We start from the raw sequence: 26,708 nt of genomic DNA, 5'->3' as shown, positions 1-26,708 counted from the left end.
GTCAGCCACAATCCGGTTAAACGGCTTCGAAACGCGTCGCAGTCGGTCGTTCTCGTCAGTCATTCGCTACCACTCCGACATGTGTGCCCGCTGGTTCGACACCGAGTCGGTTCCGCCGTCGGTCTCGGATCGATGGCGCGAGACCACGACGGCCTCACGAACGGGAGTCGTTTCCCGACCGCCAGTGCCCGTCGCAGAGCGAATCGGTGCTCGTGGCCGAACGGTCCCCGTTCGGTAGCCGTATCCATAGTGCTTCTTCCCACCGACACGATCAAGGATGATCAATCGCCACGTGGCGTGGTGTTTATCCGTTACACCGCACAGTGGCCGGACAGCACCGCGCCGAAGCCACGATTCCATCGGCGGTCGTGAACGCGAACGAGCAGTGACGATCCGATCATATGAATTATTCTCCTTATGGAGGGGAAACAGTCTGGTGAATCACTCACGTACGTCCATTGATGAGCGAACAGGAGTCCGCCGCGACCGAGTCCGGAATCGGCGAACCGTCCAACGAGTGGCGCGAGTACCAGGGCGCGCCGACGGGCACCGAGATCGAATGTGAAGGCTGGCGACAGGAGGCCGCTCTCCGGATGCTCAACAACAATCTCGATCCTGAGGTCGCCGAAAAGCCCGAGGACCTCGTGGTGTACGGCGGGACCGGACGGGCGGCCCGCAGCTGGGACGCCTACGACACCATCCTCGCCGAGTTGCGTGATCTCGGCGACGAGGAAACCCTCCTCGTCCAGTCGGGCAAACCAGTCGGCCGGTTCCCGACCCACGAGCGCGCGCCCCGCGTCCTCATCGCGAACTCGAATCTTGTAGGGAAGTGGGACGACTGGGAGCACTTCCACGAACTCGAAGCCGAGGGCAAGATCATGTACGGCCAGATGACTGCCGGCTCGTGGGCGTACATCGGCACGCAGGGGATCATCCAGGGAACCTACGAGACTCTCGCCGAACTCGGTCGTCAAGAATATGACGACGACCTCGAAGGCAAGATCGTCGCCACCGGCGGTCTGGGAGGGATGAGCGGCGCACAGCCGCTCGCAGTCACGATGAATCGGGGTGTCTGTATCGCCGCCGAAGTCGACACCCATCGGATCGAGCGCCGACTGGAGACGGACTACCTGATGGAGCGCGCCGAGAGCCTCGACGAGGCGCTCGCCGCCGCCGAGGCGGCAGCCGAAGCCGGCGAGCCGTACAGCGTCGCGGTCGAGATGAACGTCGCGGACATGCTCGAAGCGATGGATGACCGGGACTTCGTCCCCGACGTCGTGACCGACCAGACCAGCGCCCACGACGAGCTGGAGGGGTATTACCCGAGCGGCTACACGGTCGACGAAGCCGACGAGCTCCGAGAGAAGAATCCAGAGCGCTACGTCGAAGAGAGCCTCGACACGATGGAGCGCCACGTCGACGCCATCCTCGAACTCCAGGATCGCGGCGCGGTCGCCTTCGAGTACGGCAACAACCTCCGCGGGCAGGTCGAGGATCACCGCGGGCGTGAGGATGTCGACAGCGGCATGTGGCCGCTGTCGGGCAGCGATCCGGAGGATCGCCAGGCGTTCGACTTCCCGGGGTTCGTTCCCGCCTACATCCGGCCGATGTTCTGCCGCGGCCGCGGGCCGTTCCGCTGGGCGGCGCTCTCGGGCGATCCCGCCGACATCCACCGTACCGACGAGGCGGTGACCGAACTGTTCCCCGAAAAGGAGTCGCTCGCCCGTTGGATCGACCTCGCCCAGGAGCAGGTGTCCTTCCAGGGCCTCCCGTCGCGGGTCTGTTGGCTCGGCTACCACGCCGAGGACGACGCCGACGGCCTCACCGAGCGCGCGCGGTTCGCACTCCGGATCAACGAGTTGGTCGCCGACGGTGAGATCAGCGCGCCGATTGTCGTCACCCGCGATCACCTCGACGCCGGCAGCGTCGCTAGCCCACACCGCGAGACCGAGGCGATGAAGGACGGCACCGACGCAGTCGCCGACTGGCCGATCCTGAACGCGCTGCTGAACTGCGCGGCGGGCGCGGACATCGTGAGCGTCCACGACGGCGGCGGCGTCGGCATCGGCAACGCGCTCCACGCCAACAACCACGTCGTGCTCGACGGCTCCGAACTGGCTGCCGAGAAAGCTCGACGCGTCTTTACGACCGATCCCGGTATGGGGGTGATCCGCCACGCCGACGCGGGCTACGAAGATGCCATCGACGAGGCCGACCAGTCGGACGTGGCGGTGCCGATACGGGATCGACAATGAGCCTGCACGAGCCGCCGGCGTGGTCGGGGCCGTCGTCAGACCCGAACGACGAGCAGTTCGGCGACGTCGTCGAACCGGCGACGCTCGATCGCGCCGTCGAGTTCGACGCGGTGCTCGTCGGCGAGCCCTACGACGGCGCGGTGATCGGCCGACGCGGCGCGCGCGAAGGACCGGCTGCGCTCCGCGAAGCACTCGCCGGCGTCAAAACCCACCACTTCGATGCAGGTCCCGTCGAATCGATCGGCGACCTCGGTAACGTCACGATTCCGGATGGCGATGTTAGCTCGGTCCAAGAGACCGTCCGCGAGACCACCCGCGAGATTCATGCCAGCGACGCGCTTCCAGTCTTCCTCGGTGGCGACAACTCGCTCACGTACCCGAACGCCACACCGCTGCTCTCGGAGTCGCTCGGCGTCGTCAACTTCGACGCTCATCTCGACTGTCGTGAGGTCCGCGGAGAGCCGACCAGCGGGACGCCGTACCGACAGCTCCACGAGGCGGGTCTCGACGCCTACGCCTGCGTCGGGGCGCGTCACTTCGAAACCTCGACGGCGTACGCCGAGTACGTCGACGAACAGAACGGCGCGATCGTCACGAGCGAAGCGGTCGGCGACGATCTCGCTGGAGCGGTCGACCGCGCGCTCGACGCGATGGCCGGCGTCGAGACGCTCTACGTCAGTTTGGACCTCGACGTGCTCGACGCCACAGCCGCGCCGGGCGTGAGCGCACCCACACCCGGCGGGATCACGACGCGCGAACTCTTCGAAAGCCTCCGTCGTGTCGCGGCCGACGACCGCGTGGCGGGGTTCGAGGTCGTCGAGTGTGCGCCGCCGCTCGACACCGAGGGACGGACTGCCGCCGCGGGCGCACGAGCCGTCGCTCACTTTCTGACGGGACACATGGAGGAACACGATGACTGAACTCACGACGCTCATTCACGATGCGAGCGAGATCGTCGTCGGACCTGGCGACGACGACACACTCGAACGATACGAGGACGCCGCTCTCGCCGTTGTCGACGGTCGCGTGGCCGCTGTCGGTCCGACCGACGAGATCGTTGCGGAACATCCGCCCGAGAACGCCAGCCATGCGATCGACGCCGATGGACGGAGCGTGATTCCGGGGTTTGTGGATTCACACACCCACGGCCTGTTCGCTGGCGATCGCTCCGACGAGTTCGCGGCGAAGCTCCGCGGGAAGGAGTATCAGGAGATCCTCGCCGAAGGCGGCGGCATTCTCCGAACCGTGCGCGCCGTCCGCGAGGCGAGCGACGAGCAGTTGCTCTCGAACCTGCTCGGCCATCTTGACACGATGCTCGCTCACGGCACCACCACAGTAGAGATCAAATCCGGCTACGGCCTCGACACCGGAACCGAACTCCGGATGCTCGACGTCATCCGGCGGGCCGACGATGCCCACCCGATTGACGTGGTCCCCACGTTCATGGGTGCACACGCCGTTCCCGAGGGGAGCGATGCCGAGGCGTACACGGAGCGAGTCCTCGACGACCAGCTCCCCGCAGTCGCCGACCAGGGGGTCGCCGAGTTCTGTGACGTGTTCTGCGAGGAAGACGTGTTCTCGGTCGCACAGTCGAGACGGGTGCTCGAAGCCGGCGTCGAACACGGACTCACCCCCAAAGTTCACGCCGAGGAGTTCGTCCGGCTCGGCGGCGCACAGCTCGCGGCCGATCTCGACGCGGCGAGCGCGGACCATCTGCTCCACGCGAACGCCGACGACCGTGCGGCGCTCGCCGACGCGGGCGTCACGCCAGTCCTCCTTCCCGGCACGGCCTTCTCACTCGGCGCGGACTACGCCGACGCGCGGGCGTTTCTCGACGAGGGAGGGTCGGTCGCGGTGGCGACCGATTTCAACCCGAACTGTCACTCTCAGAGCATGGGGTTCGCGATCGCACTCGCCTGCGTCGGGATGGAGATGACGCCCGCCGAGGCACTGCTGGCTGGCACTCACGGCGGCGCACGCGCGCTCGATCGTGCCGGCGAGGCGGATGGGGCGGACGGAGCGGACGGGGTCGGCACGCTCCGCGAGGGAATGGCCGCCGACGTGACCATCGTCGATGCACCATCGCACGTCCACGTGCCGTACAACTTCGGCGTGAACACCGTCGAAACGGTGCTTAAGCGCGGCGAACCGGTCTCGGGGATGGAGGGCAATCATGAGTGAGCGCGAGCCAGTCGTTCTCGACGGGGCGTCGCTCACACCCGAGGGCGTGGCTGCGGTCGCTCGCGACGACGCGAAGGTGACGATCGCCGAGTCCGCGCGCGAGGCCGTTCGGGAGTCCCGTGAGCGCGTTGAAGAGGTTCTCGAAAGCGGCGAGGCGGTCTACGGCCTGAACACCGGATTCGGCCAGCTCGTGACCGAACGCATCCCCGAGGGCGAGCGCGAGCGCCTCCAGACCAATCTCGTCCGGAGCCACGCCTCCGGCGTGGGTGACGAACTCGATCGCGAGGCGGTCCGTGCGATGATGCTCACCAGGATCAACGCCTTGGTGAAAGGGTATTCGGGCATCCGCGAGGTCGTCATCGATCACCTCGTGACGATGCTCAACGAGGGCGTCCATCCGGTCGTCCGGTCGCGGGGCAGCCTCGGCGCGAGCGGCGATCTCGCACCACTAGCCCACCAAGCCCTCGTCCTGTTGGGTGAAGGAACCGCAGAAGTGGACGGCGAGCGACTCGACGGCGAGGCGGCGCTCGCACGGGCAGGCCTCGAACCACTCTCACTCGCCGCGAAGGAGGGGCTCGCGCTCATCAACGGCACCCAACTGTCCGTCGGGCTGGCCGCGCTCTGTGTCGTCGACGCCGAGCGCGCCGTTCGCGGAGCAGATGTCGCTGGCGCACTCACGACCGAGGTCTCGATGGGGACGACTGCCTCCTGCGATCCGGCGATTCAGGACGTGCGGCCCCACGACGGCCAGGCTGCGAGCGCGCGGAACGTCCGAAAACTCACCGCCGGCTCGGGGATCGTCGAGTCTCACCGCAACTGTGATCGGGTTCAGGACGCCTACTCGTTACGCTGTCTCCCGCAGGTCCACGGCGCGGTGCGCGACGCGATCGCCCACCTCCGCGAGGCCGTCGAAACCGAGCTGAATAGCGCGACCGACAACCCGCTCGTCTTTTCGGGGAGCGAGGTCGACGAACGCGCGAGCGGCACGGCGTCGGTCGGCGTGCTCTCGGGCGGCAATTTTCATGGGGAGCCGCTCGCGCTCCGGCTCGATTATCTCACGAACGCACTCACGGAGCTCGCCGCGATCGCCGAGCGCCGCACCGATCGGCTGCTCAATCCGAATCTCCAGGAGGATCACCTCCCACCGTTCCTCACGCCCGAAAGCGGCGTCCGCTCGGGCTACATGATCGCCCAGTACAGCGCCGCCACGCTCGTGAACCAGAGTCGATCGCTCGGGTCGCCCGCGACCGACAACACGCCCGTGAGCGGCGGTCAGGAGGATCACGTGAGTATGAGCGCCGAAAGCGCACACCACGCCCGGACCGCCGTCGAGAACGCGCTCGCAACTGTGGGGATCGAACTCCTCTGTGGCGCACAGGCGATGGAGTTCGTCGACGACGGTCTCGATCCTGGGGCGGGGACTGGCGCGGCCTACGACGCGATCCGCGAACACGTGCCGCCGCTCGACGACGACCGGCCGCTCCACACCGAGATCGAGATCGCGACCGAGCTGGTGGCCACGGGACGGCTCGACGACGCCATCGAGTGCGCTCTCGACGATACGATCGAGTGAGCGTCGTCGCTTCGTCGGGGTGATTCGGCGTCGTCTCGAATCCCCTCCTTTCTGGTCCTTGCTCGCACTTACGCGCTATGCGGGTACGTTTAAGTGACTGACACCGGTACCGACGAACCAACGACGATGAACGACGAAGAGACACCGTCTTCCATCGCGCCGAAACCCGACGAGGGAACGAGGGACGCTCTCCAAAATGTCGTCGCGGAGTTCGGCTGTACGTCAGGCACGCTCCATCGAAAGGACGAAGACGGGTTACAGCTCGTCGCTTCCGTCGGTATTCCGGATTCCGTTCTTTCTCGGATCGAGACGATCCCGGTCGGCAAAGGAATGGCTGGATTGGCGGCCGAGCGAATGGAGCCAGTCGATGTCTGTAATCTACAGACGGACGACTCCGGCGTCGCCGAAGACGGCGCACGCGCGACGGGAATGGAAGGATCGCTTGCTGCCCCGATCATCGGAGAGGATGGCACGCTCGAAGGAACGATTGGGGTCGGTAAGCCGGAACAGTACGAGTTTACCGCCGAAGAACGTCAGGGGCTGATGAGCATCGGTAAGCAGATCGTCTCGCATGACAACGCAGAATAACCCGCCACTCGGTCAGGAACTCCGCGCTCGCCGTCAGTCCCGTGGTCTCCATCAGATGGAAGTCGCGGCCACTCTCGAAACCACGACGACCGTGGTCGCGGCGTGGGAGGACGGCGACCAGGTTCCGAGCGACGAACACGCGGCCGCGCTCGTGGAGCTGTTCAGCGAGAGCGAGCAGTCCTGATCGTCGACCGAACGGCGAGCGAGTGACGGCTAGCAGCAGTCCGCTTTCGGACGGGAGCGAGAGAAAGAGAGCGATCCAGATCAATGTACGAGCCACTCGAAGGAGCGCTCTTCTCACGCGATGAGAACTCGCTCCCACAAAGCGTATGCTGATTTTGGCAAATCGAGACGTATGAGGCGTCGTTCGCTACTTACCGGGATTGCAGGGACACTGTCCCTGTTTGCGGGTTGTACTGGTGACTCACAGTCTGGTTCGGGAAGCGACACGACGACAGCTCCGGAGGACGGTTCTGGCAGATCCATCATACCCGTTCCATGGCAGAGACTACAGAAACGGTCTCGCCACCGGCCTCGACAGAGACAGCAAAGCCAACCGCCACACGTATCACGCGGACGAGTTCCGGATGCAGAAAGACAGCCAGCACTCCAGGGACAGCGATTGTCGAAGCAAGTCCCGTTGTCCTTTCTATCGAGAACACCACAAATGCACAGCGAGCGGTAGCGACAACGGTCACTCTGCTGCCGAAAACCGCGACCGTTCGACCCTCCGAGGAAGCACCACACGAACCGCGTGATCTCACGGCGTCGCCAGTGTTCTCTGCAACCACCGAACTGCAGGCAGGAGGAGTCAAATCCTACGGATGCATCGGGGTTGAGGACTCCTCGCACGCGTATCAAATCACGGTGCAAGCCGGAGCGAATCCGAGCGTCGCGTACGATTGAAGCCGAGATACGGATGAACTGACCGTCGTCATCACGGATTCGTCCATCGAGTTTTCGGCCCGAAGCGGAGAGTAACTGCTCTCTTGGCGTTCCGTGAAGCGGGCGCACCTCGGAACGTTTGTAACCCGACAGGCGGTGGGTGCCGGTATGTCCCTCCTCTCGATCTTCGCGAGCGCCATTCTCCCCATCGTCACGATCGCGGCAGTCGGTTTCGTTCTCGGTCGCGTGCGCTCGATCGCAGTCGACCCGCTCAACACCGTGACGATCTACGTGCTGGCCCCGGCGCTCGTCTTTCACAGCATCGCGACCACCGACATCGGTGGGGAGACGCTCGTGAAACTCGTCGTGGGCGTCGTCGGATTCATCCTCGTCATGGCGATGGCCGCGGAGATCGTCGGGCGCGCGCTCGGCGAGGACGAACCCATCCGGAGCGCGCTCGTGCTCGTGAGCTCCTTTTCGAACTCGGGCAACTTCGGCATCCCACTTTCGGCGTTCGCGTTCGGGGTGGTCGGCCGCGCGACCGCCGTGGTCTATCTCGTCGGCCAGAGCGTCGTGGTCTACACCGTGGGCGTCTATCTCGCCTCCCGCTCCGGCGGCGACGGCGGGTTCGGCTCGGTCAAGCGGGTGTTCGAACTTCCCCTCGTCTACGCGGTCGTGCTCGCGGCGCTTGTGCGCTGGCTCGGGGTCGTCCCGCCCGCCGACGGCACCACGATGAGTACGCTAAAACTCGTCGGCGACGCGGCGATCCCGCTGATGTTGTTGCTCGTCGGTATCCAGCTCGCGAACACGAACTACGGCACGGCGGTCGCACGCGTCGGCACCGCGAACGCGCTCAAACTCGTGGTCGCACCGGTCGTCGGGTTCGCCATCGCGGCCCTGCTCGGTTTCGAGAACACGACGGTCGCACGGGTGTTCGTGCTCGAATGTGCCGCGCCCGCGGCGATCACCCCATTGATCCTCGTGATCGAGATGGGGAGCGACCGCTCAGTGGGCGGCATCACCGCTCCCGAGTACGTCAGCGCCGCCGTCCTGACCACGACGCTCGCGAGTGTCCCCGTCCTCACCGGGGTGATCGCGGTGCTCGATACCGATCTCGTCGGGTCGTTTCTCTAAGTCCACATTCACCGTTCGGGAGAAGCCGTCACAATCGTCACGACCGACAGCCAGCACTGCGGCCGACGACGAACCCGATCGGTGCAATCCTTGGGGCCATCCCAGTGTTTAACATTATCTACCGTCAAAAATACGTATGGCTGCCGAGGAGGCTTCCGATACAGCCGATCTTTCGACATCGGTCGACACGCTGGGCCACGACCACGCCGATGTCGCCGAGCACCGTGCGCTCGCCGCCGATCTGCGCGAGGCGGTGCGCGGCGAAGTGGGGTTCGACGAGTACTCCCAGGTGCTCTACGCCACCGACGGCAGCATCTATCAGGCGCGACCCGCGGGCGTGGTCCGCCCGCGCGATATCGAGGACGTTCGGGCGGCAGTTCGGATCGCCGCCGAGCACGACGTCCCCGTGCTCCCGCGCGGCGCGGGGTCGTCACTCGCGGGTCAAACGGTCGGTCCCGGCTGCGTCGTGCTCGACTGCAGCCGTCACATGGATTCGATCCTCAACGTCGATCCCCATGATCGAACTGCGACCGTCCAGCCGGGCGTCGTCCAGGATCACCTCGACGCCCACCTCGACGAGTGGGGACTCAAGTTCGCGCCCGACCCCGCCTCCTCGAACCGCGCGACGATCGGCGGCGGGATCGGAAACAACTCGACGGGCGCGCACTCGGTCCGGTACGGCATCACCGACGCCTACACCGAGGAACTTCGGGTGGTGCTCGCCGACGGCTCGCTGATCCACACTCGCGAGGTCGTCCTCGACAGTCCGGAGTGGGAGGCGTTGGTGGGGAAGGACGACCGCGAAGCAGCACTCTATCGCACAGTCCGGAGTCTCGTCGAGGAGAACGCCGAGGAGATCGCGGAGCGGTATCCGAGCCTGAAGCGGTCGGTGTCGGGGTACAATCTCCACAAAGTCGTGTACGAAAACGACGCTGGCGAGGAGGTCATCAACCTCTCGAAGCTGTTCGTCGGCGCGGAGGGGACCCTCGGCGTCGTGGTCGAAGCGACGCTCGGTCTCGTGACGAAACCCGAATCGACCGCGCTCGCGCTCTACTGTTTTTCCGATCTGGTCGACGCGATGGCGGCGGTGCCAGCAGCGCTCGATTTCGACGTGAGCGCGGTCGAGCTGATGGACGACGAGGTGTTCCGACTCGCGGGCGACTCCACCGAGTTCGCCCAGTACGTCGATCCGATTCCCGAGGGCACAGCGGCGGCGCTGATGCTGGAGTTCGATTCCGAGTGTTGCGAGGACTTCGAGGCCGCCATCGAGGGAACGAACGCCCACTTCGTGGAACAGGGCGCGGCGTTCGACGTGCTGGAAGCGTACTCGGCCGAGGACCAATCGAAGCTCTGGAAACTCCGGAAGGCCGCGATCCCGCTCCTGATGAGTCTGGAGGGCGATCCCAAACCCTACCCCTTCATCGAGGACGCCACCGTTCCGCCCGAAGAACTCGCGGAGTACGTCGTCGAGTTCGAGGAAATCCTCGCCGACCACGACACGTCGGCGGCGTACTTCGCCCACGCCGGTTCGGGAACCCTCCACATCCGACCCATCTTGAACCTCAAAGAGGGGGACGGCATCGAGGCGATGCACTCGATTTCGGAAGACGTCACCTCGCTCGTCATGGAGCACGACGGGGCCTTCTCGGGCGAGCACGGCGACGGTCTCGCGCGCACCGAGTTCAACCCGAAGATGTACGGCCCCGACCTCTGGGGGGCGTTCCAGGAGCTCAAACTCGTTGCCGATCCCGACTGCCGGATGAACCCCGGCACGGTCGTCTACTGGGACGAGGACGACAAAAACGCGCCGGCGGACGGGCGCGGCGTCGGCGCGGACATGCGCGAGAACCTCCGATACGGTGCAGAATACTCGTCGCTCGAACCGCAGACGACGATGGCGTTCGACGAGAGGGGAAGCGACGAGGTCGGAAATGACGGGGCCGGAAGCGACGGGAATGAAGACGGTGAGGGGTTTTCACACCTCGTCGAGCTCTGCAACGGCTGTGGGACCTGCCGACAGACCGACAGCGAGACGATGTGTCCGACCTACCGCGCCTCGCACGAGGAGATTCAGACCACACGCGGCCGGGCGAACCTCCTCCGGGCGGCGATCTCGGGAGAGCTTCCCGAGGAGGAGCTCTACTCCGAGCGATTCCAAGAGGAGGTGCTCGACCTCTGTGTCGGCTGCAAGGGCTGTGCAAGCGACTGTCCAACTGGTGTGGACATGGCGAAGCTCAAAACCGAGGTCAAACACCAGTACCACGAGCGCGAGGGGGTCGATCGCCGCGAGCGCCTGTTCGCGAACGTCGACCGGCTCGCGGCGCTCGGGAGTCGGTTCGCGCCTGTCTCGAACTGGCTGCCGAAGCTACCGGGGGCGCGCGCCGCGATGGAGAAAACGATGGGAATCGCCCGCGAGCGCGAACTTCCCCAGTTCACGAGCGAGTCTCTCGAAGACTGGTTCGACGCGCGCGGCGGTGCGGCGATCCCGCCCGCTGAGGCCGAGGCGAAGGTCCTCCTCTTCCCCGACACATACACCAACTACAGCCATCCCCGGCCAGGGAAGGCGGCGGTCCTGGTGCTGGAGGCTGCCGGCGTTCACGTCGAAATCCCCGACGACGTCGCACCGAGCGGTCGGCCCGCCTACTCGAAGGGGTTGCTCGACGTCGCCGGCGAGCGCGCGCGGACGAACGTCGAAGCGCTCGATCCGCTCGTCCGGGACGGCTGGGCGGTCGCGTTCGTCGAACCCTCCGACGCCGTAATGGTTCAGGACGAGTATCTCGATCTGCTCCCCGACAGCGAGGCGGCGACGCGGGTTTCCGAGAGCGCCTACGGCGTGCTCGAACACCTCGACCGATTCCGACTCGACGATCGGATCGATTTCACTGCGCCCGACACGTCGCTCACGTACCACGGCCACTGCAACCAGAAGGCGCTCGCGAAGGACCACCACGCGGTCGGCGTTCTGCGGCGGGCGGGCTACGACGTCGATCCGCTCGATTCGGGCTGCTGTGGGATGGCCGGCTCGTTTGGCTACGAGGCCGAACACTACGATCTCTCACAGGCGATCGGGAACATCCTCTTCGATCAGGTCGATGCGAGCAACGGCGATCGAGTGGTCGCACCCGGCACTTCCTGTCGCACCCAGCTCGGCGACCGGGACGACGAATCACGGCCGCGCCACCCGATCGAGGCGGCCGCGGTGGCGCTCGATCGCTGACGACACCCCGAAACGTTCGATCGCGCCGGTGGGGAGAATCAGCGGTCGTGACTCCGAGACTCACCGCCGAGCGCTCGAGTCCTCGTTCCCGAGCGCTTGTTTCAGGAACGACATCCAACGTTTCCGATCGGCGGCCTCGTTCGCGTCGGCCTCGCGCTCGATGTCAGAGGTTCCGAGATCGCCGAGCGCGTTCAGCGCGCGGTCGATGCCGACGATGCTCTCGACCAGCCGCTCGCCCTCTTCGTGCGGGATGTCGGCGTCTTCGAGGAGGTGCTTGCGCTGGAGGCGTTCGCGTCGGAGGTTCTTTTTCGCCTGTTCGACTCGGTCACGCTCGCTTGCCGGCACCGACTCGCGTGATCGCGTTTCGAAAACGAACTCCCGGAGCGCGAGCCGATCGCCCTGAACGTCGATCGTCTCGGGAATCGACGCTCCCACGGTCGCGCCCTCGCGCTCGACCCGCGCGAGGAGCTGTTTTCGCTCGTATGGTTGCATGGAGGCTTTCGGAGCCACCGAGGTTTCACTTCGTCGGGCGCGCTCCGTCGTTTCGGTCGTCCGGGCGCTACACGACCGTTCGGCAGTCCCGCTCGTCCTCCGGAACCCAACCGATTTTAGCCGGCGTCACTAACCCACGGTAAATGGCGACGTGCGACCAGTGTGGTCGGAGCGAGAACATGCCGTATCACTGCCAGCACTGCGGCGGCACCTACTGCGGCGAGCACCGCCTCCCCGAGAACCACGGCTGCCCTGGGCTCGACGACTGGGACGATCCCTCGGGTATCTTCGACAGCGGCTTCGACGATAGCGCCGACAACCGCGGCGGCCGGTCGTCGTCGGGGCGGCTCTCCGGGGCCCTCGACACCGGCGTCGGCGGGCCGCTCGGCTTTTTCCGCGGGAACATGACCTTCGTGTTCCTGGGGCTGATGTTCATCACGTTCGGCCTGCAGTACATCGTTGCACCGCTGTTCGATGTCGGGCCAGACCTCTGGAGTGCATTGTTCGTGATTTCGCCGGAGCACCCCCTATATGTCTGGACGTGGTTCACGTCGATCTTCGCCCACGGCGGCCTCTGGCACCTCCTCGTCAACGCCATCGTGATCTACTTCTTCGGCCAACTGGTCGAGGAGTACGTCGGGTCGCGGGATTTCGCCCTCCTCTTTCTCGGGAGCGGCGTGCTCGCTGGCCTCGCTCAGATGGGGGTCGGGATCGTACAGAACGATCCCACGGGTGCGCTCGGCGCGAGCGGCGCGGCCCTCGCCATTCTCGGTGTGCTCACGGTCCTGAACCCCGATCTCCGGGTCTATCTCTACTTCTTCATCCCCGTCCCGATCTGGCTGCTCACCGTGGGGTACGCCGCGGTCTCGGTTTCGGGAGCCCTTGGCGTCCCGATCCTTCCCGGCGTCGCCAATATCGCCCACCTCGCCGGCCTCGTCATCGGACTCGCCTACGGCCAACACGTCAAAGGCCGGGTGAACGCACGGAACCGCCTCCAGTTCGGCGGCGGTCGCGGCGGTGGCGGGATGGGTGGCCGCGGGCGCGGCCCGTTCTGAAATGAAACCCGTCCGCCCCGCGTTCGTTCCCGATCCGTCGGCCTCACGCGAGGCGATGGAGGCCCTCCAGCGGGAGATCGCCGCGGCCGCGGCCTTCGCCGACGATTTCGGATTCGATTCGGCAGCGGTATCGACGACCGCCGCCACGCATACCCTCGATTCGATCGCCGACGATCGAACGGCCGCAGGCCCGTCGCACGACGACCCACCGACCGTCGTCGGTGTCGATCAGGCCTTCCTCGACGATCGGGCGGTCGGAGCGATCGTCGCCCTCCGCGGCGGTGAGGTGATCGAACGCGCCCACGCCGTCGTCGATCTCGAATTCCCCTACGTTCCCGGTTTGCTTTCCTTCCGAGAAACCGGCGCGATCCTCGCGGCGTTCGAGAACCTCGACGTCGAGCCGGATCTCGCGGTGTTCGACGGCAGCGGTCGGATCCACTACCGCGAGGCCGGTCTCGCGACTCACATGGGCGTCACGCTCGATCTGCCGGCTGTCGGCGTCGCCAAGGGACTGCTCTGTGGCGCGCCCCAAGGATCGCTCGACGACCTTCCCGAGGGAACGCGCGTCGCCATCGCGGCCAACGACAGCGTCGAGACAGCGGACGACGTCGACACCGTCATCGGCTACGCGCTCCAGACTCGCCAGTACGACTCCGGAAACCGACACATCAACCCGGTGTATGTGAGTGCAGGCCACCGTGTCGGCGGCGACACGGCCGCCGATCTCGTCGAACGGCTCTGTGATGGGTACAAGCTTCCCGAACCGACGCGACTCGCCGACAGCTATGCCGACGAGGTGAAGCGCGATCACAGTGGCTGAGGGTTCCGACGCCGTGGCTGCGACGCACGATCGCGACGACGAACGGCGGAAGTTAACTACCCGGCCCGAGAGTGCGATGATATGACCACGAAGACCGTGCTGATCACCGGCTGTTCGTCGGGCATCGGTCGCGCGACCGCCGAGGCCTTCCGCGACGAGGAGTGGACGGTGTACGCGACCGCCCGCGACGAGAAGGATCTGTCGGCGCTCGCCCAGTCTGGCTGTGAGACCGCAGCGCTCGACATCACCGACGACGAGGCGGTGACGGCCGTGATCGATCGCATCGTCGACGACACCGGCCGAATCGACTGCCTCGTGAACAACGCTGGCTACGGCCAGTTCGGCCCGATCGAGGACGTGCCGATCGGCCTCGTCCGCGACCAGTTCGACGCCAACGTCTACGGCCCGCACCGACTGACGCGCGCCGTCCTCCCACATATGCGCGATCGGGGGACAGGAACCATCGTGAACGTCTCTAGCACCGCCGGCCGGTTCGCTACGCCCGCCAAGGGCGTCTACGCGGGCTCGAAGTTCGCGCTCGAAGCCATGACTGACGCGCTCCGCACGGAGATCGCGGATTATGGGATCGACGTCGCGGTCGTCGCGCCGGGACCGGTGAACACCGACTTCGAGGACCGCGCCGCAGACGAACTCGCCGGCCTCGAACGCTCGGGCGCGTACGAGACGTTCTACGATCTCCTCGACGATTCGCGCACCGTCGTCGAGGGCGGTGTGGGAACCGTCTCGCCCGCCGAGGTCGCCGAGGCCGTCGTCGATGCGGCAGTCTCACCGAACCCGCCCGCGCGCTATCCCGTCGGACCGCTCGCGAGCCTCGCCGAGTACGCCCGCTTCCTCCCCGCCGGCGTCCGAAACCAGCTCTACAGTCTCGTCCGTCGCGTGGTGTAGACAGCGACCGTCATCTTCTCGGGTAGCGAAACGGGAGGTGATGGTTCGTGGCTCGCTGATTCGGATGTGACAGCCGTGGAATCGTGCACGTTCTTCCGCTCACGAGTCACGACGATCGAATCCGACTGCCACGTGCCTCCCCAGCCGATTCGTTCGTTCCGCTCGCTTCGCTCACGTCACTCACTCATCCACCGTCAGAGCTTCGCTCTGCCGAGCCTGCACTCGCTCCGCTCACGGCTCACTTCGTTCGCCGTCTTCTCGCGGGCCGAAGGCCCGCTCGAACGGTTCGCGAGACCGAAGGTCTCGCGCTATTCGCATCGAGGTGCTCCCTATGGTCGCACCGCTCGCACAGACCTCACACGGGAGTTGCGCGCCCGCGAGCAGCGGGCGCGTAGCCGCGCGCCACAGCACCTCGAAACTCGATCGGCACAGTCACTCGAAGAATTCGGCCAGCCGTCGAGCCGCGTCCGTAACATCGGGCGTGACGAGTGCGAACCGGAACCAATCCTCACGAGTTTCACCGAACGTCTCACCGGGCATCCCGGCGACGCCGGCTTCGTCGATCAGCCGCTCGGCGTTCGCCATCGTGCCCGGGAACCCCGCAAAGCGCGCCATCACGTAGAACGCACCGTCTGGAGTAGTGTACTCCGCTCCCGAATCGTCGAGCGCGTCGGTGAACGTCGCGACGCGCTTTTCGAGCCGATCGCGGTTCGCGGCGTAGTACTCGCGATCGGTCGAGCGCAGTGCTTCGAGGACGGCGTACTGCGCCGGACGGGTGCCGGTGACGTTCGCAAGCATGTGTCGTGTGCGCGCCGCGTCCCGGAGCGCCGGCGGGAAGATTCCGTATCCGACCCGAAACCCCGTGATTGCCATCGACTTCGAGAAGGAGTTCGTCACGACCCGGTGAGCGGAGTCGACCCCGAGCGCGCTCGAAAAGTCGCCCGAGAAATCGAAGTGGTCGTACACCTCGTCGCTCACGAGCACCGCGCCACAGTCCTCGGCGATCGCGACGAGTTCGGTCATCGTTTCTTCGGGGTAGACCGCCCCCGTCGGGTTGTTTGGCGTGTTGACGACGATCGCGGCGGTGTCCGAGTTGGCGCGCTCGCGGACGGCCGCTGGATCGAGCCGGCCATCGTTGTCGACCGGCACGGATCGCGGAACGCCGCCGAGGAGCCTCGTCTTGCCGGGATAGTAAGGGTAGACCGGGTCGGTGAGGAGTACTTCCGAGCCCGCATCGCGATCGAGCGCCGCCGCCAGCGCGAGATGGTTCGCCTCGCCCGCACCGTTCGTGACGATCACCGACTCGGGTTCGACGTTTCGCCTGGCGGCGGTTTCCTTGCGGAGTTCGGCCAGCCCCTCGCTCGGCGGGTACTGGTAGTCCGTCCCACCGAGATCGGCGTACTCGTGGAGTCCCTCGGCGATCCCGGCGGGGGCCTCCCAGTCGGGGTTGCCGCTCACCATGTCGATCACGTCGCGGTCGGCGGCCGCCGCGTACTGCATCACCCGGAAGAACTGCGGCGTCTCGTAGTTCATACTCGTGTACTGGCCCGGCCCGTACTCGGTCTTTCGCCTCGATGCTCTGTCGCTCAAGGTGTTCAGGGACCACTCGCAGTCTCCAACGCTACTGTCGCCTCGCATGCCAGACGAATCCCGTCACAAATGAGAAACGTAGGCCACACGCCACCCCAACCGATTCCTTCGCTCGTTCACTCACTCAGTCATCCCTCGCACGAGAGTTGCGCGCCGATAAACGGCGTCTGCTCACGGGCGGCGCGAGGCGGTTTCGCCGCCTCGAATTCGCGGCGCGTAGCGCCGCGCATGGCCCGTTCGCACGGCCAGCGGGACGACAGAGCCGTCCCGCTCGGCGCAGCCGCGCGCCACCGCTCCTCTGAATCTCACCCGACCACCGGTCTCTTGTCCGAGAGGAACGACTGATCGCACATGGCCCAGGACCCGAACGAACCACCGATTGAGGAGCGCCTCGGCGACGCACTCCGGGAGACCGACGCGACGATCGCGGTCGCAGAGTCGTGTACTGGGGGACTGGTCGGCTCGCTGCTCACCGACGTCCCGGGATCGAGCGACTACTTCGATCGCTCGCTCGTGACCTACTCCTCGCGGGCCAAGCGCGCGCTGCTCGCCGTTCCGCGCGAAGATTTGGATGCCCACGGCGCGGTCAGCGCGCCGGTCGCTCGCGCGATGGCACGCGGCGCGCGCGACACCGCCGACACGACGTGGGGCGTCGCCACGACCGGGATCGCGGGGCCCGACGGCGGCACCGACGAGAAACCCGTCGGCACAGTTCATGTCGGCGTCGCCTACGCCGGCGGATGGGGAACTGGCGACTCGGCTGCGGCGACCGAACACCATGTTTTCGAGGGGTCGCGCCGCGAGGTCAAGCGAAAAATCGCCGAGCGCGCGCTCAGGGCGGTGCTCGAACAGCTCGATGAGCGCCGGAACCCGAACTCGAACGACACGGCTTAACCGCTGCCGGGCGTCGGGGTATTCGATGAACGGGATGAGTTGTCGGTCACGATGAGTCAGGAGGCATCCGGACGATGAACAAGAAGGGCCACGTCCTGAACGCGCTCGTGTTGAGCGTCGGACTCGCGTATCTCGCCCATCCTGCCGGCGACGCCGCCACCGCGCGCGCGGTCGTCGGGTTCGCGGTCCCGGTGGTGCTCGGGGCGCTGGTCCCCGATATCGACACCGCGTTCGGGAGCCATCGGAAGACGTTCCACAACCTCGCGACGCTCGGGCTGTTCGTCGCGTACCCGCTCTACTTCGACAACCTCGAACTGGTGTGGATCGGCGTGGCGACCCACTACGTGCTCGATCTGCTCGGGACGAAGCGAGGACTCGCGCTGCTGTACCCGCTCGACAGCACCGAGTTCGATCTCCCGGTCGGCGTCCGAGTCAGCAGCCGGTACGCAACCGTGGTGGTCCTCCTCATCACCGGCGTCGAGATCGCCGTCGCCGCGGTGCTCGCGGCCGACGCTCCCCAACAGCTTTTCACCGACGGCCTGCGCGCGGCGGGCGTGTTCTGACGCCTGCTCGCCAGTGTCTCGACGGCGCACCGACCCGCGATCGTCCAGCACAGAACAGAACTGGTATGGGCTACGCGCCAGTCGTCCCCACGAGTGATGGGTTCATCGAAACACGCTGTGGTCGTCGCCTGCCTCGTCCTCGTGGCGTCGGTCGCGGGTGTCGTCGGCGTCGCACCCGTCGGCACCGCGAGCGCCCAGTCCGGGGGCGGCCCGATCCCGATCGATTCCTGTCGGACGATCGCCGACGACGGCAGCTACGTTCTCACCGAAAACGTCACGAACAGCTCCGCCGACACCTGCATCCAGATCCTGTCGAGCGACGTCGTCTTCGACGGCGGCGGTCACACGATCGATGCCGGGCCGAACGCGGCCTCGAACGCCACTAACGGAACGAACGGGACGGCAAGCGTCGGTGTCCGAGTCAACAACTCGCTCACGACGACCGCGAACGTCACCGTCCGAAACGTGACGACGACCGACTGGACGTCCGGGGTCGCCTACCGCGACGTGAACGGCGGAGTCATTCAGGACGTCAACGCGAGCGCGAACGCCCGCAACGGGGTCCAGCTCGTGGGATCGGACGACACACGGCTCGAAAGCGTCACCGCGGTCAACAACAGCCGATGGAGCCTCTACACCGCAGGCAACGCCACGAACACCCAAGCGACGAACCTCACGACCCGCTCGGCGACGGTTTCGTTCACCGCGAGCGACGTCGCATTCACGGGCGTCTCCAACCCGCCGCTCGGCACCGAAAACCGAACGAACGTCGGCCAGTTCCTCGGTGCGGTCGCCACCGCGCCGAACGCCTCGCTCGAACTCGCCGTCCCCTACACCGACGAGACCGTTACCAGTGCGAACATCACCGAGCGATCGATCCGACTATGGAACTACGACGGCACCTGGCAGCAGGTTCCCGGCGTGAACTACGTCAACCTCACCAGCAACCGCGTCGTGGCGACCGTCCCATCCCCGGAGAACGCGTCGGTCCTCGCGCCGCTGGGCAAGACTGAGACCCCGACCCCAACACCAACGCCGACGGCGACCGCGACGCCGACGCCAACAGCAACGGAGACGACGATCGCCACACCGACCACGACGACGGGTGGGAGTGACGAATCGGGCGGGACGACCGCAACGAACGGAACCGCCAACGAATCCGGGGACAACAGTGGCGCGTTCGGCCCCGGATTCGGGACGAGCGCCGCCATCGCCGCCCTCCTCGGAGCCGCCGTCCTCGCGCTTCGCCGCCGCTAGATCGTATTGTTTTTGCCGCCCACTCCGCTCTCGGATCCCGACGATCAGTAAACGGACAGCTCGTCGAACCGACCTTCGTAGTGCTCGCGCTGCGGATGGGTCGCCGTTTGGCCGGGGAGGACGAGTCGATCGAACTTCCCCCACGAGTTCTCGTAGCCGAGATGGGCGAACTCCGCTGCCCGCCGGATGCAATGGATCGCGCCACGACGTTGCTGAACTCGGCGTGGCGCGTCTTCGGTAAACGCCGCCACGAGGTCGGCCTCGGTCTCGATCGACTCGTCGAACGCGGTCCAGATCTCGCCGACGGTCCCGCGACGGTGGGCGTACGACGAGCCGAAGGCGGGGAGTGCGAACCGATCGGCGATCTCGCGCGCCCGCCGGGCGTGATGCGGCCAGTATTTTGCGTTGTCGATCTCGACGGCGTCGATGGTCGCGCGGTGGCGATCGATGGCGGCAGCGTCGAGGCCCACGTTCAGGAACTCGGGATGGGGGACCAACACCGCCGCGTTCTGGCGGCGGAGTTCGGCCATCGTTCCATCGAGCGTGAGGAAGTCGGGTACTGGATCGGCAAGGCCGATGGCGAGCACGTGCTGGCGATCCCGCCACGACCCGGTGAACAGTTCCCGACCCGGCACCACCAGCAGATCGTCGTCGGAAAACGCGCGGGCTCTGGCCCGAATCTCGGGCAGGCGGGTGAAATGCGGCGCGTACACCACGACGTCGAGACCGTAGCGTTTGGCCCGGCGGACCACTCGCTGATCGAGGACTTTGACGTGGACGTCGATGCGGGACTCGCTCACGGCTGACCTACAGTTCCGGTTCTCGCAGACGGCGGTTAACTCGTTCGACCTGTGGTCGTGACTCCATCGAATCGTGCTCGTTCGATTGCATCAGGTGGGCCGTCCCGCGACGACGCGATGACGATGGCGTCCGACCGATAGCTCTCCACTTGCTGGTCGGGCCACACCGAGGTCGTGACGCGACGATTGGCCTTACTCCGGCGGCCGTGTCGCCGTCGTCTCGCGGACAAACACGAGTCCGTCGAACGCCTCGGTGAGCGATCGCCACTCGTTGTGTGTCGCCTGACCGTCCGCCGCGTCGTCGGCCGGCCCGTCAGAACCGTAGTAGACGGCCCCGAGTTCACGCTTGGCACGCGGCTCGTCGAACCACGCCCGTTCCTGGGCGTCGAGCGTGCCGAAATCGAGAAACGCCAGCTCCGCGCCGATCGCAGCGAACGCACGTGTCACCGAATCGGCCGGCGGCTCGTCAAGTGACCACGTGGCACGCTCGCTGTCCTCGGTCAGTCGAACACCGATAGCGCGAAACTCGCCGCCGAGGAAGTCGAACCCGAGCGGGTAGTAGTCCTCGCCGTACCGATCGGCGAGACGGTTCCCGAGCGACGCCACCGCACCGAACCGCTTGGCGTGGTTTTCCGTCCGGCAGAGATGACTGTCGTGGGCCCACAGCGCCAGCCGGTCGGAGGATTCGCGGTCGAGGAGCCAGTCGACGTTATCCGCCATCGCCGCTTCGCGGACCCGCATTGCGGCCTCCTGACTCTCGCTCTCGTAGGCGACCCGTCGGGCCCGCGCTTGCTCGATGGTATCGAGACACCGGCGGGCGAGGACGGTCGTCCGCTCGCTCGTCGCGGCGGCGTACGCCGGGGTCCGCTCGTCGAAGGCAGTCGTGAGCCGTTCTATCAGTCGGTCCGTGGCGTCTGGATCGTGGGCGCTCATGTGCTCCTCGGTGGTCTCACCCTTGTCATCTGCCGCGGCGAGATCCGCGTCTACCGCGGCGCGCAGATCGGGGTCGGCCGTGGCGAGGAACGCGTCAAGTCGTCCGACCGCGCCCGAGGTGTACTGTGCGTCGATACCGTGGAAGCGCACCCGATCGTCGAGCGGTCGTCCCTCGTTGAACCCGCGGAGCCACTCGGCGAGCGCGACGACCGATTCGGTGTTCCACGTCCAGAAGTACATCCCGTCGAGTGCTTCCTCCGGTGTACCCTCGCCGTGGAGTACGTAGTCGTTCATCGCGAGCGTCTCGGGCAGGTTCGCCTCGATGGCGAACAGCCGGAGACCCTGCCGCTCGACGAGGCCGCGGACGAGCCGGTGTTTCAGTCGAAAGAACTCCCGCGTTCCGTGGGTGGCTTCGCCGAGCCCAACGATACGTGCGCCGGCAAGCGCGTCACCGATCGGTTCTAGGTCCGTGAGATCGGCCGTGGGATCGGTGGTTTCGATCGTCGTCGCTCGGTCGGCGAGTCGGTCCGCGACGGCGGCCAGTTCGTTCCGTCGGTCGTCGGTCGATTCGTCCGGTTCGTCGGTAGTTGTGTCGTTCGTCATGTGTCGTGGAAGGGTCTGTGATTGGCTGCGAGACGTGCCACGCCCGTTGCGGTCGCTGACCGCTAGTCGGCGTAGAAAGCGGGCTCGGCCCGGCGTCGACGGCGCTGTGACGATCGGAACGAACGACAGCGCGGGACGGACCCGTTCAGACGAACCGGAAAATCATGCGATTTACGCATCATACAGCGAAGAGTAAAAACCCGTCGGCGGTGCGGACAGGGAAGACGACGGTCCGTATTCATCGACACGGCGGCCCAGCCGCTTTCGACGCACGAACGTCAGAAGACTTATTTCGATGGTTCGACAGACTGAACTATGGTTGGCGAGTCGTCGAAAATCGGGCGACGAACGGTCCTCTCGATCGGCCTGAGTGCGATCCTCGCCGGATGTGTTCGCGGGGATGGTGGGTCGGCCGACCCCACCACGATGCGGTCCCGGGAGTCGTCGGGTTCGCCGGAACCGACAACCACAGCGAATCGATCGCCAGCAACGACTTCGGATATCTCCACTCGGGGCACGGAACCGGATGAGGTGAGTAAGACGTTCATCCAGATCAACTCGACGCGGAACCGGGCACAGGAGACAGCGACCATCGGCGACGACTCCTCCGGCGACGGCTCCGGAACGATTGCCGTCTGGAACGACGCCGGGACGTCCCGAGCGGTTCGGACCACCGTTTCGGAACGCGGTGGCAACGCCGTCTTCGAAGAGACGTTCCGGCTCGAACCCGACGCTTACGCCGAGATCGGGGTCGCAAAGCCCGAAGAATACACGCTCGGTGTCGGTGTCGGTGGCGACGAACCAACAACGATCGATTTCGTGGTCGACACCTGCAACAGCCTCGGCGTCAAGGTCGCCGTCCGACGGGACGGAACGGTAGAGTCGACGCAGATATCGACGCTCGTGGGCTGTGCGACGCTTCTCGCAACGAACGCTGCTGACTGAATCGAACGATCGTACCCCGATAGTGGAACGTTCAGGACGGCGATTCAACGTTCTTCCGCGTTCTCACGGGTGAAACCCGCCGTTCGGGTGTTCGAGGAGCTATCGCTCCTCGCTATATTCAACGCGGCTCCGCCGCGCTGACTGCTTGAGGAACGCTTTCAGCGTTCTTCCGAGTCCAACACGCGGATCTGGTCGCCACGGACCGTGACGGGGATCGGAACGGTCGCCTCGTAGAGTTCGACCGTCACCTGGTCTTTGCCCTCGTCGATGCGCTGGACCTGGGCCTTCTCGCCCTTGAACGGGCCGGCGATGAGCTCGACGATGTCGCTTTCGGCGATCCCCTCGACGTCGGGTTTCGGCGAGAGGAAGTGTTCGACCTCCGCGATCGAGGACTCGCCCGGCACGAGATTTCTGGCGTGGGGGATCTCGTCGAGCACGCGTTCGAGGATCGCGTGGTCGTCGGCCTCGACCATCACGTAGCTCGTGAGCGAGTCGGGCGCGAGCGCGGCGTGGATGTCGTTTTCTTCGCGGTTCATGATCATATCCGCCACCGTACGCTCCTGGCTCGCGGTGGTCTTCACGGCGTACACGCTCATCTCAGAGTCCTCCCGGCACGAAGCCCATCACGAGGGCGATCAGGAACCCGAGGATGCCCACGAGGACGATCCCCGCACCCGCGATGAGCGCGATTTGTGAGAACTCCTCCCAGTCGGGGGTGCTGGCGAGTTTCAACACTCGCGTATAGCTCGAAAGGTCGTACTTGATGTCCATTTGTAGCCGATAGCCCCCGGAAGGATTTCTATCTTGTGACACCGAACGACCACCGCGTGGTTCGATCCCGAGAACACGAGATAGATACCGCCTCGCCAGCAACCTATCTGAGTTGATGAATCAACGACGCCGTGGAGGAACTCGATGGTAACGTTACGAGTGGCTGTCGGCGTTCTCGTCGTGGTTCTCGGTGCCGTCACGGCTCCGATCGGGGTCGCTGGCGCACAATCGACCACCGGAATCGACTCGTGTGCCACGATCGATACATCGGGAACGTACACACTCACGACGGATCTCTCGGCCGACGGCGACGAATGTATCCAGATTGTGGCGAGCGACGTTACTCTCGATGGCGACGGCCACCGGATCACGGGTGGTGATTCGGGCGTCGGCGTCGCCGTCGCAGGAGCGTCGACGCTCTCCGGCGTCACGGTCACGGGGGTGGAGACGGCGGGCTTCACCCGTGGTGTGCTCTTTCGGAACGTCGAGAACGGGACGATAGCGGACATCACCGCAACCGGCGCGACCGAGGGTATCACGCTACTTGACACCGATCAGACCACCGTTCGGGGGAACACCGTCCGGACGAACGGTCTCGGAATCCAGGTCAAACAGTCGAGCGACAACACGATCACGGAGAACACGGCAAACGACAACAAATACGGTCTGCACGTCCAGCGCGCCAGCACCGGCAATCGGTTCGCGGACAACACTGCGATGAACAACTCCCTCTGGGATTTCTACTCGGACAAGTTCACGCCGGGCAGCGATTCGGACACCACGGTGACGAACCTCGACATGGGGCCGGTGACGGTCGATCTCTCGGGGACGAACGTCGGCGTGCGCGCGCTCGGTGTCCCCGATAACGCCCCGTCCGACCAGCAACCCGTCGGGACGACCATTCGGACGACCGTTTACGGTGATACGGGGTCGCTCTCGCTCTCGGTCCAGTACACAGACGACGACGCGAGCGGCGTGAGCGAGTCCTCACTCGCACTCTGGAGTAGCGATGACAACGGCAACGCGTGGTCGAAGCTCGACGGTTCGGCAGCCGATCCGGAGGCGAACACCGTCTCCGCGGATGGCGTCCCCCAGCCCGCGACGATCGCGATCTTCGGGACGGAAGGAAGCGCGACGGCGAGCGCGACGCCGACCGAAACATCGACGCCGACACCTACTGCGACACCGACGCCAACCCCGACTGCAACGCCGACACCAACACCAACTCCGACCGCGACACCGACACCAACACCCACCGCAACGTCGACGCAAACGCCGACCGCCACGCAGACGACGACCGCAACCGCCACGGCAACCACGACAACACCACCGGAAACGACGATCGAGACGACACGCGCATCGACGACGACTCACCAGCCGACGACCACGACGGATACGGCGAACGCCAGCGGCGCGAATGCGACCGAAACGCCGACATCGTCGAGTGATGGTCCGGGATTCGGCCCCGCCGCAGCGCTGCTCGCGGTGCTCGCAGCCACCGTGCTTGCAGTTCGACACGACCGAGACCGCTGAGAACGCTGCTCGTCGGTTTCGGTCGAGAACACTGCTGACGGAGACCGTGCGGAGCCGGCTTTTCACCGACTGTCAGCGATCGATTTCGACGGGGCGCTCGGCGAGAGCTTGCGGTCGTGTTGAACAAAAAGTCAACCATCCGACGGCTAGCGGTGCTGTACCCCGACCAACGAAGCGATCGCGGCAGCGTTCGCGGACTACTCCACGTAGTCGATGTCGTTGTCGACCCGGCCGGTCTCGTCGGCGAGGTCGGACTGGCCGTAAATCTGGGGCGACTCGACGCCCGTGACCACGATCATGGTCTCCATCGTACCGCTGAAGCTCTCGTCGACCGACGCGCCCCAGATGATCCGGGCGTCGGGATCGATCCGGTCGTAGATCTCCTCGACGACACCCTCTGCCTCCTCGATACTCATGTCGGGACCGCCGACCACGTTGACCAGCGCGGAGCTCGCGCCCTTGAACTCCACATCCAGCAGCGGCGAGCGAAGCGCCGACTGGATCGAGTCGCGAGCCTTGTTCTCCGAGTCGGACTCGCCGAGACCGATCATCGCGACGCCGCCGTTCTCCATCACGGTGCGAACGTCGGCGAAGTCGACGTTCACCAGGCCGGGCTTCGTGATGAGTTCGGTCATCCCCTTGACCGAGCGCATCAGCACGCGATCACAGATCGTGAACGCGTCCTGGAGCGGGAGGTTCGGCGCGTATTCGAGCAGCCGATCGTTCGGGACGACGATCACGGTATCGGAGACCGCACGGAGTCGTTCGAGGCCGGCGTCGGCGTTCGAGCGCCGACGTTCGCCCTCCGCGGTGAACGGGATCGTGGCGATCGCGATCGTGAGCGCGCCCGCCTCCTGGGCGGCCTGGGCGACCACCGGGGCCGCACCGGTACCGGTGCCGCCGCCGAGGCCCGCCGTCACGAAGACCATGTCCGAACCATCGATCGACTCCCGGATGTCGTCCAGGGTCTCACGCGCGGCCTCCTCGCCGATTTTTGGTACTGAGCCCGCGCCACGCCCACCGGTGCGCTCGCGGCCCATCAGGATCTTGGTGTCGGCCTGGACCTGTTCGACGAGGTGCTGAGCGTCGGTGTTGGCGGCGACCAGTTTCGCGCCGTGGATCCCCTCCTTGTCCATCCGGGTGACGGTGTTCGAGCCCGCACCGCCACAGCCGACCACCGTGATCTGTGTCTTGAGATCGTCGACGACTCCCGCGAGCTCTTCGTTGGTCATCGTGCCCCTCTCGCGCTCGCCCGCTGGTGTCTCGCGGCCGTCGCGCTCGTCGTTCGCCGGGGTCTCGTCGATGGCATCCTCGATGATCGAATCCATTTATGACCGCATGACGCACGGCGGCTATTTATCTTTCCCCTTCTGTTCGAGGTGTGTCATTGTACTCGTCGAGCGGAAATCGCCGTTCGCGCCGTTCGTGGACTCCCTCGGGTTCGATCGTCCGGCCGTCGACCGTGACGGCCTCACCGTCGGCGAGTCGGCCGAACGCCGGTCCCTCCGGCACGCCCGCGTCGCGTGCCGCCGCGGGGTCGAACGCCGTTTCACGCGCCACCAGCGCGCCGTCACGGCGTTCGACGGCCTCGTACTCTCTATCGAGGAGTTCGGCGAAGCTCTCGACGACGGTGCATCGATCGTCAGGCGTCGAGAACGCGACCTCGCCGGCGAGCCGTGATCCGCCCTGTTCGGTGTCTGTCTCTTATACACA

General features: G+C 65.8%; 24 protein-coding genes. 17 read left to right on the top strand and 7 right to left on the bottom strand.

What is annotated here, in order from left to right:
* Positions 1 to 461: 461 nt before the first annotated feature.
* From hutU to C450_RS07385, 8 genes are all read left to right on the top strand, one after another.
* Entirely contained in the window at positions 462 to 2,255 is a 1,794-nt protein-coding gene (gene hutU / locus C450_RS07420) for a urocanate hydratase (RefSeq protein WP_005042159.1), read from the top strand.
* On the top strand, positions 2,252 to 3,175 hold the full coding sequence (hutG, locus tag C450_RS07415) for a formimidoylglutamase (protein WP_005042156.1): 924 nt from the start codon (positions 2,252 to 2,254) through the stop codon (positions 3,173 to 3,175). Before hutU ends, hutG begins: the two co-directional genes overlap by 4 nt.
* Positions 3,168 to 4,436, top strand: coding sequence for an imidazolonepropionase (gene hutI / locus C450_RS07410; RefSeq protein ID WP_005042153.1), 1,269 nt, complete (start codon positions 3,168 to 3,170; stop codon positions 4,434 to 4,436). Before hutG ends, hutI begins: the two co-directional genes overlap by 8 nt.
* Entirely contained in the window at positions 4,429 to 6,009 is a 1,581-nt protein-coding gene (gene hutH / locus C450_RS07405) for a histidine ammonia-lyase (protein WP_005042150.1), read from the top strand. Before hutI ends, hutH begins: the two co-directional genes overlap by 8 nt.
* A gap of 126 nt (positions 6,010 to 6,135) precedes the next feature.
* Complete coding sequence (locus C450_RS07400) at positions 6,136 to 6,597, top strand: GAF domain-containing protein (protein WP_049909992.1); 462 nt, start codon at positions 6,136 to 6,138, stop codon at positions 6,595 to 6,597.
* The gene (locus C450_RS07395) at positions 6,581 to 6,781 is read left to right on the top strand and encodes a helix-turn-helix domain-containing protein (RefSeq protein WP_049909942.1); all 201 of its coding nucleotides are present in this window, start codon (positions 6,581 to 6,583) and stop codon (positions 6,779 to 6,781) included. Before C450_RS07400 ends, C450_RS07395 begins: the two co-directional genes overlap by 17 nt.
* An 869-nt stretch (positions 6,782 to 7,650) precedes the next feature.
* A complete protein-coding gene (locus C450_RS07390) occupies positions 7,651 to 8,616 on the top strand; it encodes an AEC family transporter (protein ID WP_005042145.1) in 966 nt (321 codons plus the stop codon).
* 136 nt (positions 8,617 to 8,752) lie between these two features.
* Entirely contained in the window at positions 8,753 to 11,833 is a 3,081-nt protein-coding gene (locus C450_RS07385; RefSeq protein WP_005042143.1) for an FAD-binding and (Fe-S)-binding domain-containing protein, read from the top strand.
* 60 nt (positions 11,834 to 11,893) lie between these two features.
* Here C450_RS07385 and C450_RS07380 read toward each other — a convergent pair whose 3' ends face one another.
* Complete coding sequence (locus C450_RS07380; protein WP_005042140.1) at positions 11,894 to 12,325, bottom strand: DUF5788 family protein; 432 nt, start codon at positions 12,323 to 12,325, stop codon at positions 11,894 to 11,896.
* A gap of 143 nt (positions 12,326 to 12,468) precedes the next feature.
* Between C450_RS07380 and C450_RS07375 the strand changes: the two genes are divergently transcribed.
* The 3 genes from C450_RS07375 (at position 12,469) to C450_RS07365 (ending at position 15,106) form a co-directional block, all read left to right on the top strand.
* Positions 12,469 to 13,380 (top strand): rhomboid family intramembrane serine protease, encoded by a 912-nt coding sequence (locus C450_RS07375; RefSeq protein WP_005042138.1) that lies wholly within the window; start codon positions 12,469 to 12,471, stop codon positions 13,378 to 13,380.
* Position 13,381: 1 nt separating this feature from the next.
* Entirely contained in the window at positions 13,382 to 14,200 is an 819-nt protein-coding gene (locus tag C450_RS07370; protein WP_049909941.1) for an endonuclease V, read from the top strand.
* Positions 14,201 to 14,281: 81 nt separating this feature from the next.
* The gene (locus tag C450_RS07365; RefSeq protein WP_005042134.1) at positions 14,282 to 15,106 is read left to right on the top strand and encodes an SDR family oxidoreductase; all 825 of its coding nucleotides are present in this window, start codon (positions 14,282 to 14,284) and stop codon (positions 15,104 to 15,106) included.
* Positions 15,107 to 15,538: 432 nt separating this feature from the next.
* On the opposite strand, the gene C450_RS07360 is transcribed toward C450_RS07365, so the two are convergent.
* Entirely contained in the window at positions 15,539 to 16,639 is a 1,101-nt protein-coding gene (locus C450_RS07360; protein ID WP_005042133.1) for a pyridoxal phosphate-dependent aminotransferase, read from the bottom strand.
* Positions 16,640 to 17,047: 408 nt separating this feature from the next.
* On the opposite strand from C450_RS07360, the gene C450_RS07355 reads away from it, so the two are divergent.
* The 3 genes from C450_RS07355 to C450_RS07345 all read left to right on the top strand — a co-directional run bounded on the left by C450_RS07355 (position 17,048) and on the right by C450_RS07345 (position 19,410).
* Positions 17,048 to 17,590 carry a CinA family protein gene (locus C450_RS07355; protein ID WP_005042131.1) on the top strand — a complete coding sequence of 181 codons (543 nt, stop codon included), beginning with the start codon at positions 17,048 to 17,050 and terminating at the stop codon, positions 17,588 to 17,590.
* Between the two features lie 74 nt (positions 17,591 to 17,664).
* On the top strand, positions 17,665 to 18,153 hold the full coding sequence (locus tag C450_RS07350) for a metal-dependent hydrolase (protein WP_005042128.1): 489 nt from the start codon (positions 17,665 to 17,667) through the stop codon (positions 18,151 to 18,153).
* 96 nt (positions 18,154 to 18,249) lie between these two features.
* On the top strand, positions 18,250 to 19,410 hold the full coding sequence (locus tag C450_RS07345; protein WP_241430284.1) for a PGF-CTERM sorting domain-containing protein: 1,161 nt from the start codon (positions 18,250 to 18,252) through the stop codon (positions 19,408 to 19,410).
* A gap of 44 nt (positions 19,411 to 19,454) precedes the next feature.
* Here the strand turns inward: C450_RS07345 and C450_RS07340 are convergent, their stop codons facing one another.
* Together C450_RS07340 and C450_RS07335 are read right to left on the bottom strand one after the other, a co-directional pair.
* A complete protein-coding gene (locus C450_RS07340) occupies positions 19,455 to 20,210 on the bottom strand; it encodes a PHP-associated domain-containing protein (protein ID WP_005042125.1) in 756 nt (251 codons plus the stop codon).
* Between the two features lie 192 nt (positions 20,211 to 20,402).
* Positions 20,403 to 21,746 (bottom strand): erythromycin esterase family protein, encoded by a 1,344-nt coding sequence (locus tag C450_RS07335; protein WP_005042124.1) that lies wholly within the window; start codon positions 21,744 to 21,746, stop codon positions 20,403 to 20,405.
* A gap of 315 nt (positions 21,747 to 22,061) precedes the next feature.
* On the opposite strand from C450_RS07335, the gene C450_RS07330 reads away from it, so the two are divergent.
* Positions 22,062 to 22,691, top strand: coding sequence for a hypothetical protein (locus tag C450_RS07330; protein WP_005042120.1), 630 nt, complete (start codon positions 22,062 to 22,064; stop codon positions 22,689 to 22,691).
* 158 nt (positions 22,692 to 22,849) lie between these two features.
* On the opposite strand, the gene C450_RS07325 is transcribed toward C450_RS07330, so the two are convergent.
* Together C450_RS07325 and C450_RS07320 are read right to left on the bottom strand one after the other, a co-directional pair.
* Positions 22,850 to 23,287, bottom strand: coding sequence for a transcription elongation factor Spt5 (locus tag C450_RS07325; protein ID WP_005042118.1), 438 nt, complete (start codon positions 23,285 to 23,287; stop codon positions 22,850 to 22,852).
* 1 nt (position 23,288) lies between these two features.
* Positions 23,289 to 23,462: a protein translocase SEC61 complex subunit gamma gene (locus C450_RS07320; RefSeq protein ID WP_005042116.1), complete on the bottom strand. Its 174-nt coding sequence runs from the start codon at positions 23,460 to 23,462 to the stop codon at positions 23,289 to 23,291.
* Between the two features lie 144 nt (positions 23,463 to 23,606).
* Between C450_RS07320 and C450_RS07315 the strand changes: the two genes are divergently transcribed.
* Positions 23,607 to 24,995, top strand: coding sequence for a NosD domain-containing protein (locus C450_RS07315; protein ID WP_049909940.1), 1,389 nt, complete (start codon positions 23,607 to 23,609; stop codon positions 24,993 to 24,995).
* Positions 24,996 to 25,192: 197 nt separating this feature from the next.
* On the opposite strand, the gene ftsZ is transcribed toward C450_RS07315, so the two are convergent.
* The gene (gene ftsZ / locus C450_RS07310) at positions 25,193 to 26,323 is read right to left on the bottom strand and encodes a cell division protein FtsZ (RefSeq protein WP_005042113.1); all 1,131 of its coding nucleotides are present in this window, start codon (positions 26,321 to 26,323) and stop codon (positions 25,193 to 25,195) included.
* On the opposite strand from ftsZ, the gene C450_RS22050 reads away from it, so the two are divergent.
* On the top strand, positions 26,310 to 26,675 hold the full coding sequence (locus C450_RS22050; protein WP_161606945.1) for a hypothetical protein: 366 nt from the start codon (positions 26,310 to 26,312) through the stop codon (positions 26,673 to 26,675). The genes ftsZ and C450_RS22050 overlap by 14 nt on opposite strands.
* Positions 26,676 to 26,708 lie beyond the last annotated feature (33 nt).

The sequence above is a fragment of the Halococcus salifodinae DSM 8989 genome, assembly GCF_000336935.1.
Taxonomy (GTDB): Archaea; Halobacteriota; Halobacteria; order Halobacteriales; family Halococcaceae; genus Halococcus; species Halococcus salifodinae.
Note: the sequence above shows the minus strand (reverse complement) of the source record. Positions and strands in the feature narration are given on the sequence as shown.

Excerpts from the sequence above, each read along its gene's own strand:
- hutU (WP_005042159.1), top strand. The coding sequence starts at position 462 with ATGAGCGAACAGGAGTCCGCCGCGACCGAGTCCGGAATCGGCGAACCG.
- hutG (WP_005042156.1), top strand. The coding sequence starts at position 2,252 with ATGAGCCTGCACGAGCCGCCGGCGTGGTCGGGGCCGTCGTCAGACCCG.
- hutI (WP_005042153.1), top strand. The coding sequence starts at position 3,168 with ATGACTGAACTCACGACGCTCATTCACGATGCGAGCGAGATCGTCGTC.
- hutH (WP_005042150.1), top strand. The coding sequence starts at position 4,429 with ATGAGTGAGCGCGAGCCAGTCGTTCTCGACGGGGCGTCGCTCACACCC.
- C450_RS07400 (WP_049909992.1), top strand. The coding sequence starts at position 6,136 with ATGAACGACGAAGAGACACCGTCTTCCATCGCGCCGAAACCCGACGAG.
- C450_RS07395 (WP_049909942.1), top strand. The coding sequence starts at position 6,581 with ATGACAACGCAGAATAACCCGCCACTCGGTCAGGAACTCCGCGCTCGC.
- C450_RS07390 (WP_005042145.1), top strand. The coding sequence starts at position 7,651 with ATGTCCCTCCTCTCGATCTTCGCGAGCGCCATTCTCCCCATCGTCACG.
- C450_RS07385 (WP_005042143.1), top strand. The coding sequence starts at position 8,753 with ATGGCTGCCGAGGAGGCTTCCGATACAGCCGATCTTTCGACATCGGTC.
- C450_RS07380 (WP_005042140.1), bottom strand. The coding sequence starts at position 12,325 with ATGCAACCATACGAGCGAAAACAGCTCCTCGCGCGGGTCGAGCGCGAG.
- C450_RS07375 (WP_005042138.1), top strand. The coding sequence starts at position 12,469 with ATGGCGACGTGCGACCAGTGTGGTCGGAGCGAGAACATGCCGTATCAC.
- C450_RS07370 (WP_049909941.1), top strand. The coding sequence starts at position 13,382 with ATGAAACCCGTCCGCCCCGCGTTCGTTCCCGATCCGTCGGCCTCACGC.
- C450_RS07365 (WP_005042134.1), top strand. The coding sequence starts at position 14,282 with ATGACCACGAAGACCGTGCTGATCACCGGCTGTTCGTCGGGCATCGGT.
- C450_RS07360 (WP_005042133.1), bottom strand. The coding sequence starts at position 16,639 with ATGAACTACGAGACGCCGCAGTTCTTCCGGGTGATGCAGTACGCGGCG.
- C450_RS07355 (WP_005042131.1), top strand. The coding sequence starts at position 17,048 with ATGGCCCAGGACCCGAACGAACCACCGATTGAGGAGCGCCTCGGCGAC.
- C450_RS07350 (WP_005042128.1), top strand. The coding sequence starts at position 17,665 with ATGAACAAGAAGGGCCACGTCCTGAACGCGCTCGTGTTGAGCGTCGGA.
- C450_RS07345 (WP_241430284.1), top strand. The coding sequence starts at position 18,250 with ATGGGTTCATCGAAACACGCTGTGGTCGTCGCCTGCCTCGTCCTCGTG.
- C450_RS07335 (WP_005042124.1), bottom strand. The coding sequence starts at position 21,746 with ATGACGAACGACACAACTACCGACGAACCGGACGAATCGACCGACGAC.
- C450_RS07330 (WP_005042120.1), top strand. The coding sequence starts at position 22,062 with ATGGTTGGCGAGTCGTCGAAAATCGGGCGACGAACGGTCCTCTCGATC.
- C450_RS07325 (WP_005042118.1), bottom strand. The coding sequence starts at position 23,287 with ATGAGCGTGTACGCCGTGAAGACCACCGCGAGCCAGGAGCGTACGGTG.
- C450_RS07320 (WP_005042116.1), bottom strand. The coding sequence starts at position 23,462 with ATGGACATCAAGTACGACCTTTCGAGCTATACGCGAGTGTTGAAACTC.
- C450_RS07315 (WP_049909940.1), top strand. The coding sequence starts at position 23,607 with ATGGTAACGTTACGAGTGGCTGTCGGCGTTCTCGTCGTGGTTCTCGGT.
- C450_RS22050 (WP_161606945.1), top strand. The coding sequence starts at position 26,310 with ATGATCGAATCCATTTATGACCGCATGACGCACGGCGGCTATTTATCT.
- ftsZ (WP_005042113.1), bottom strand. The coding sequence starts at position 26,323 with ATGGATTCGATCATCGAGGATGCCATCGACGAGACCCCGGCGAACGAC.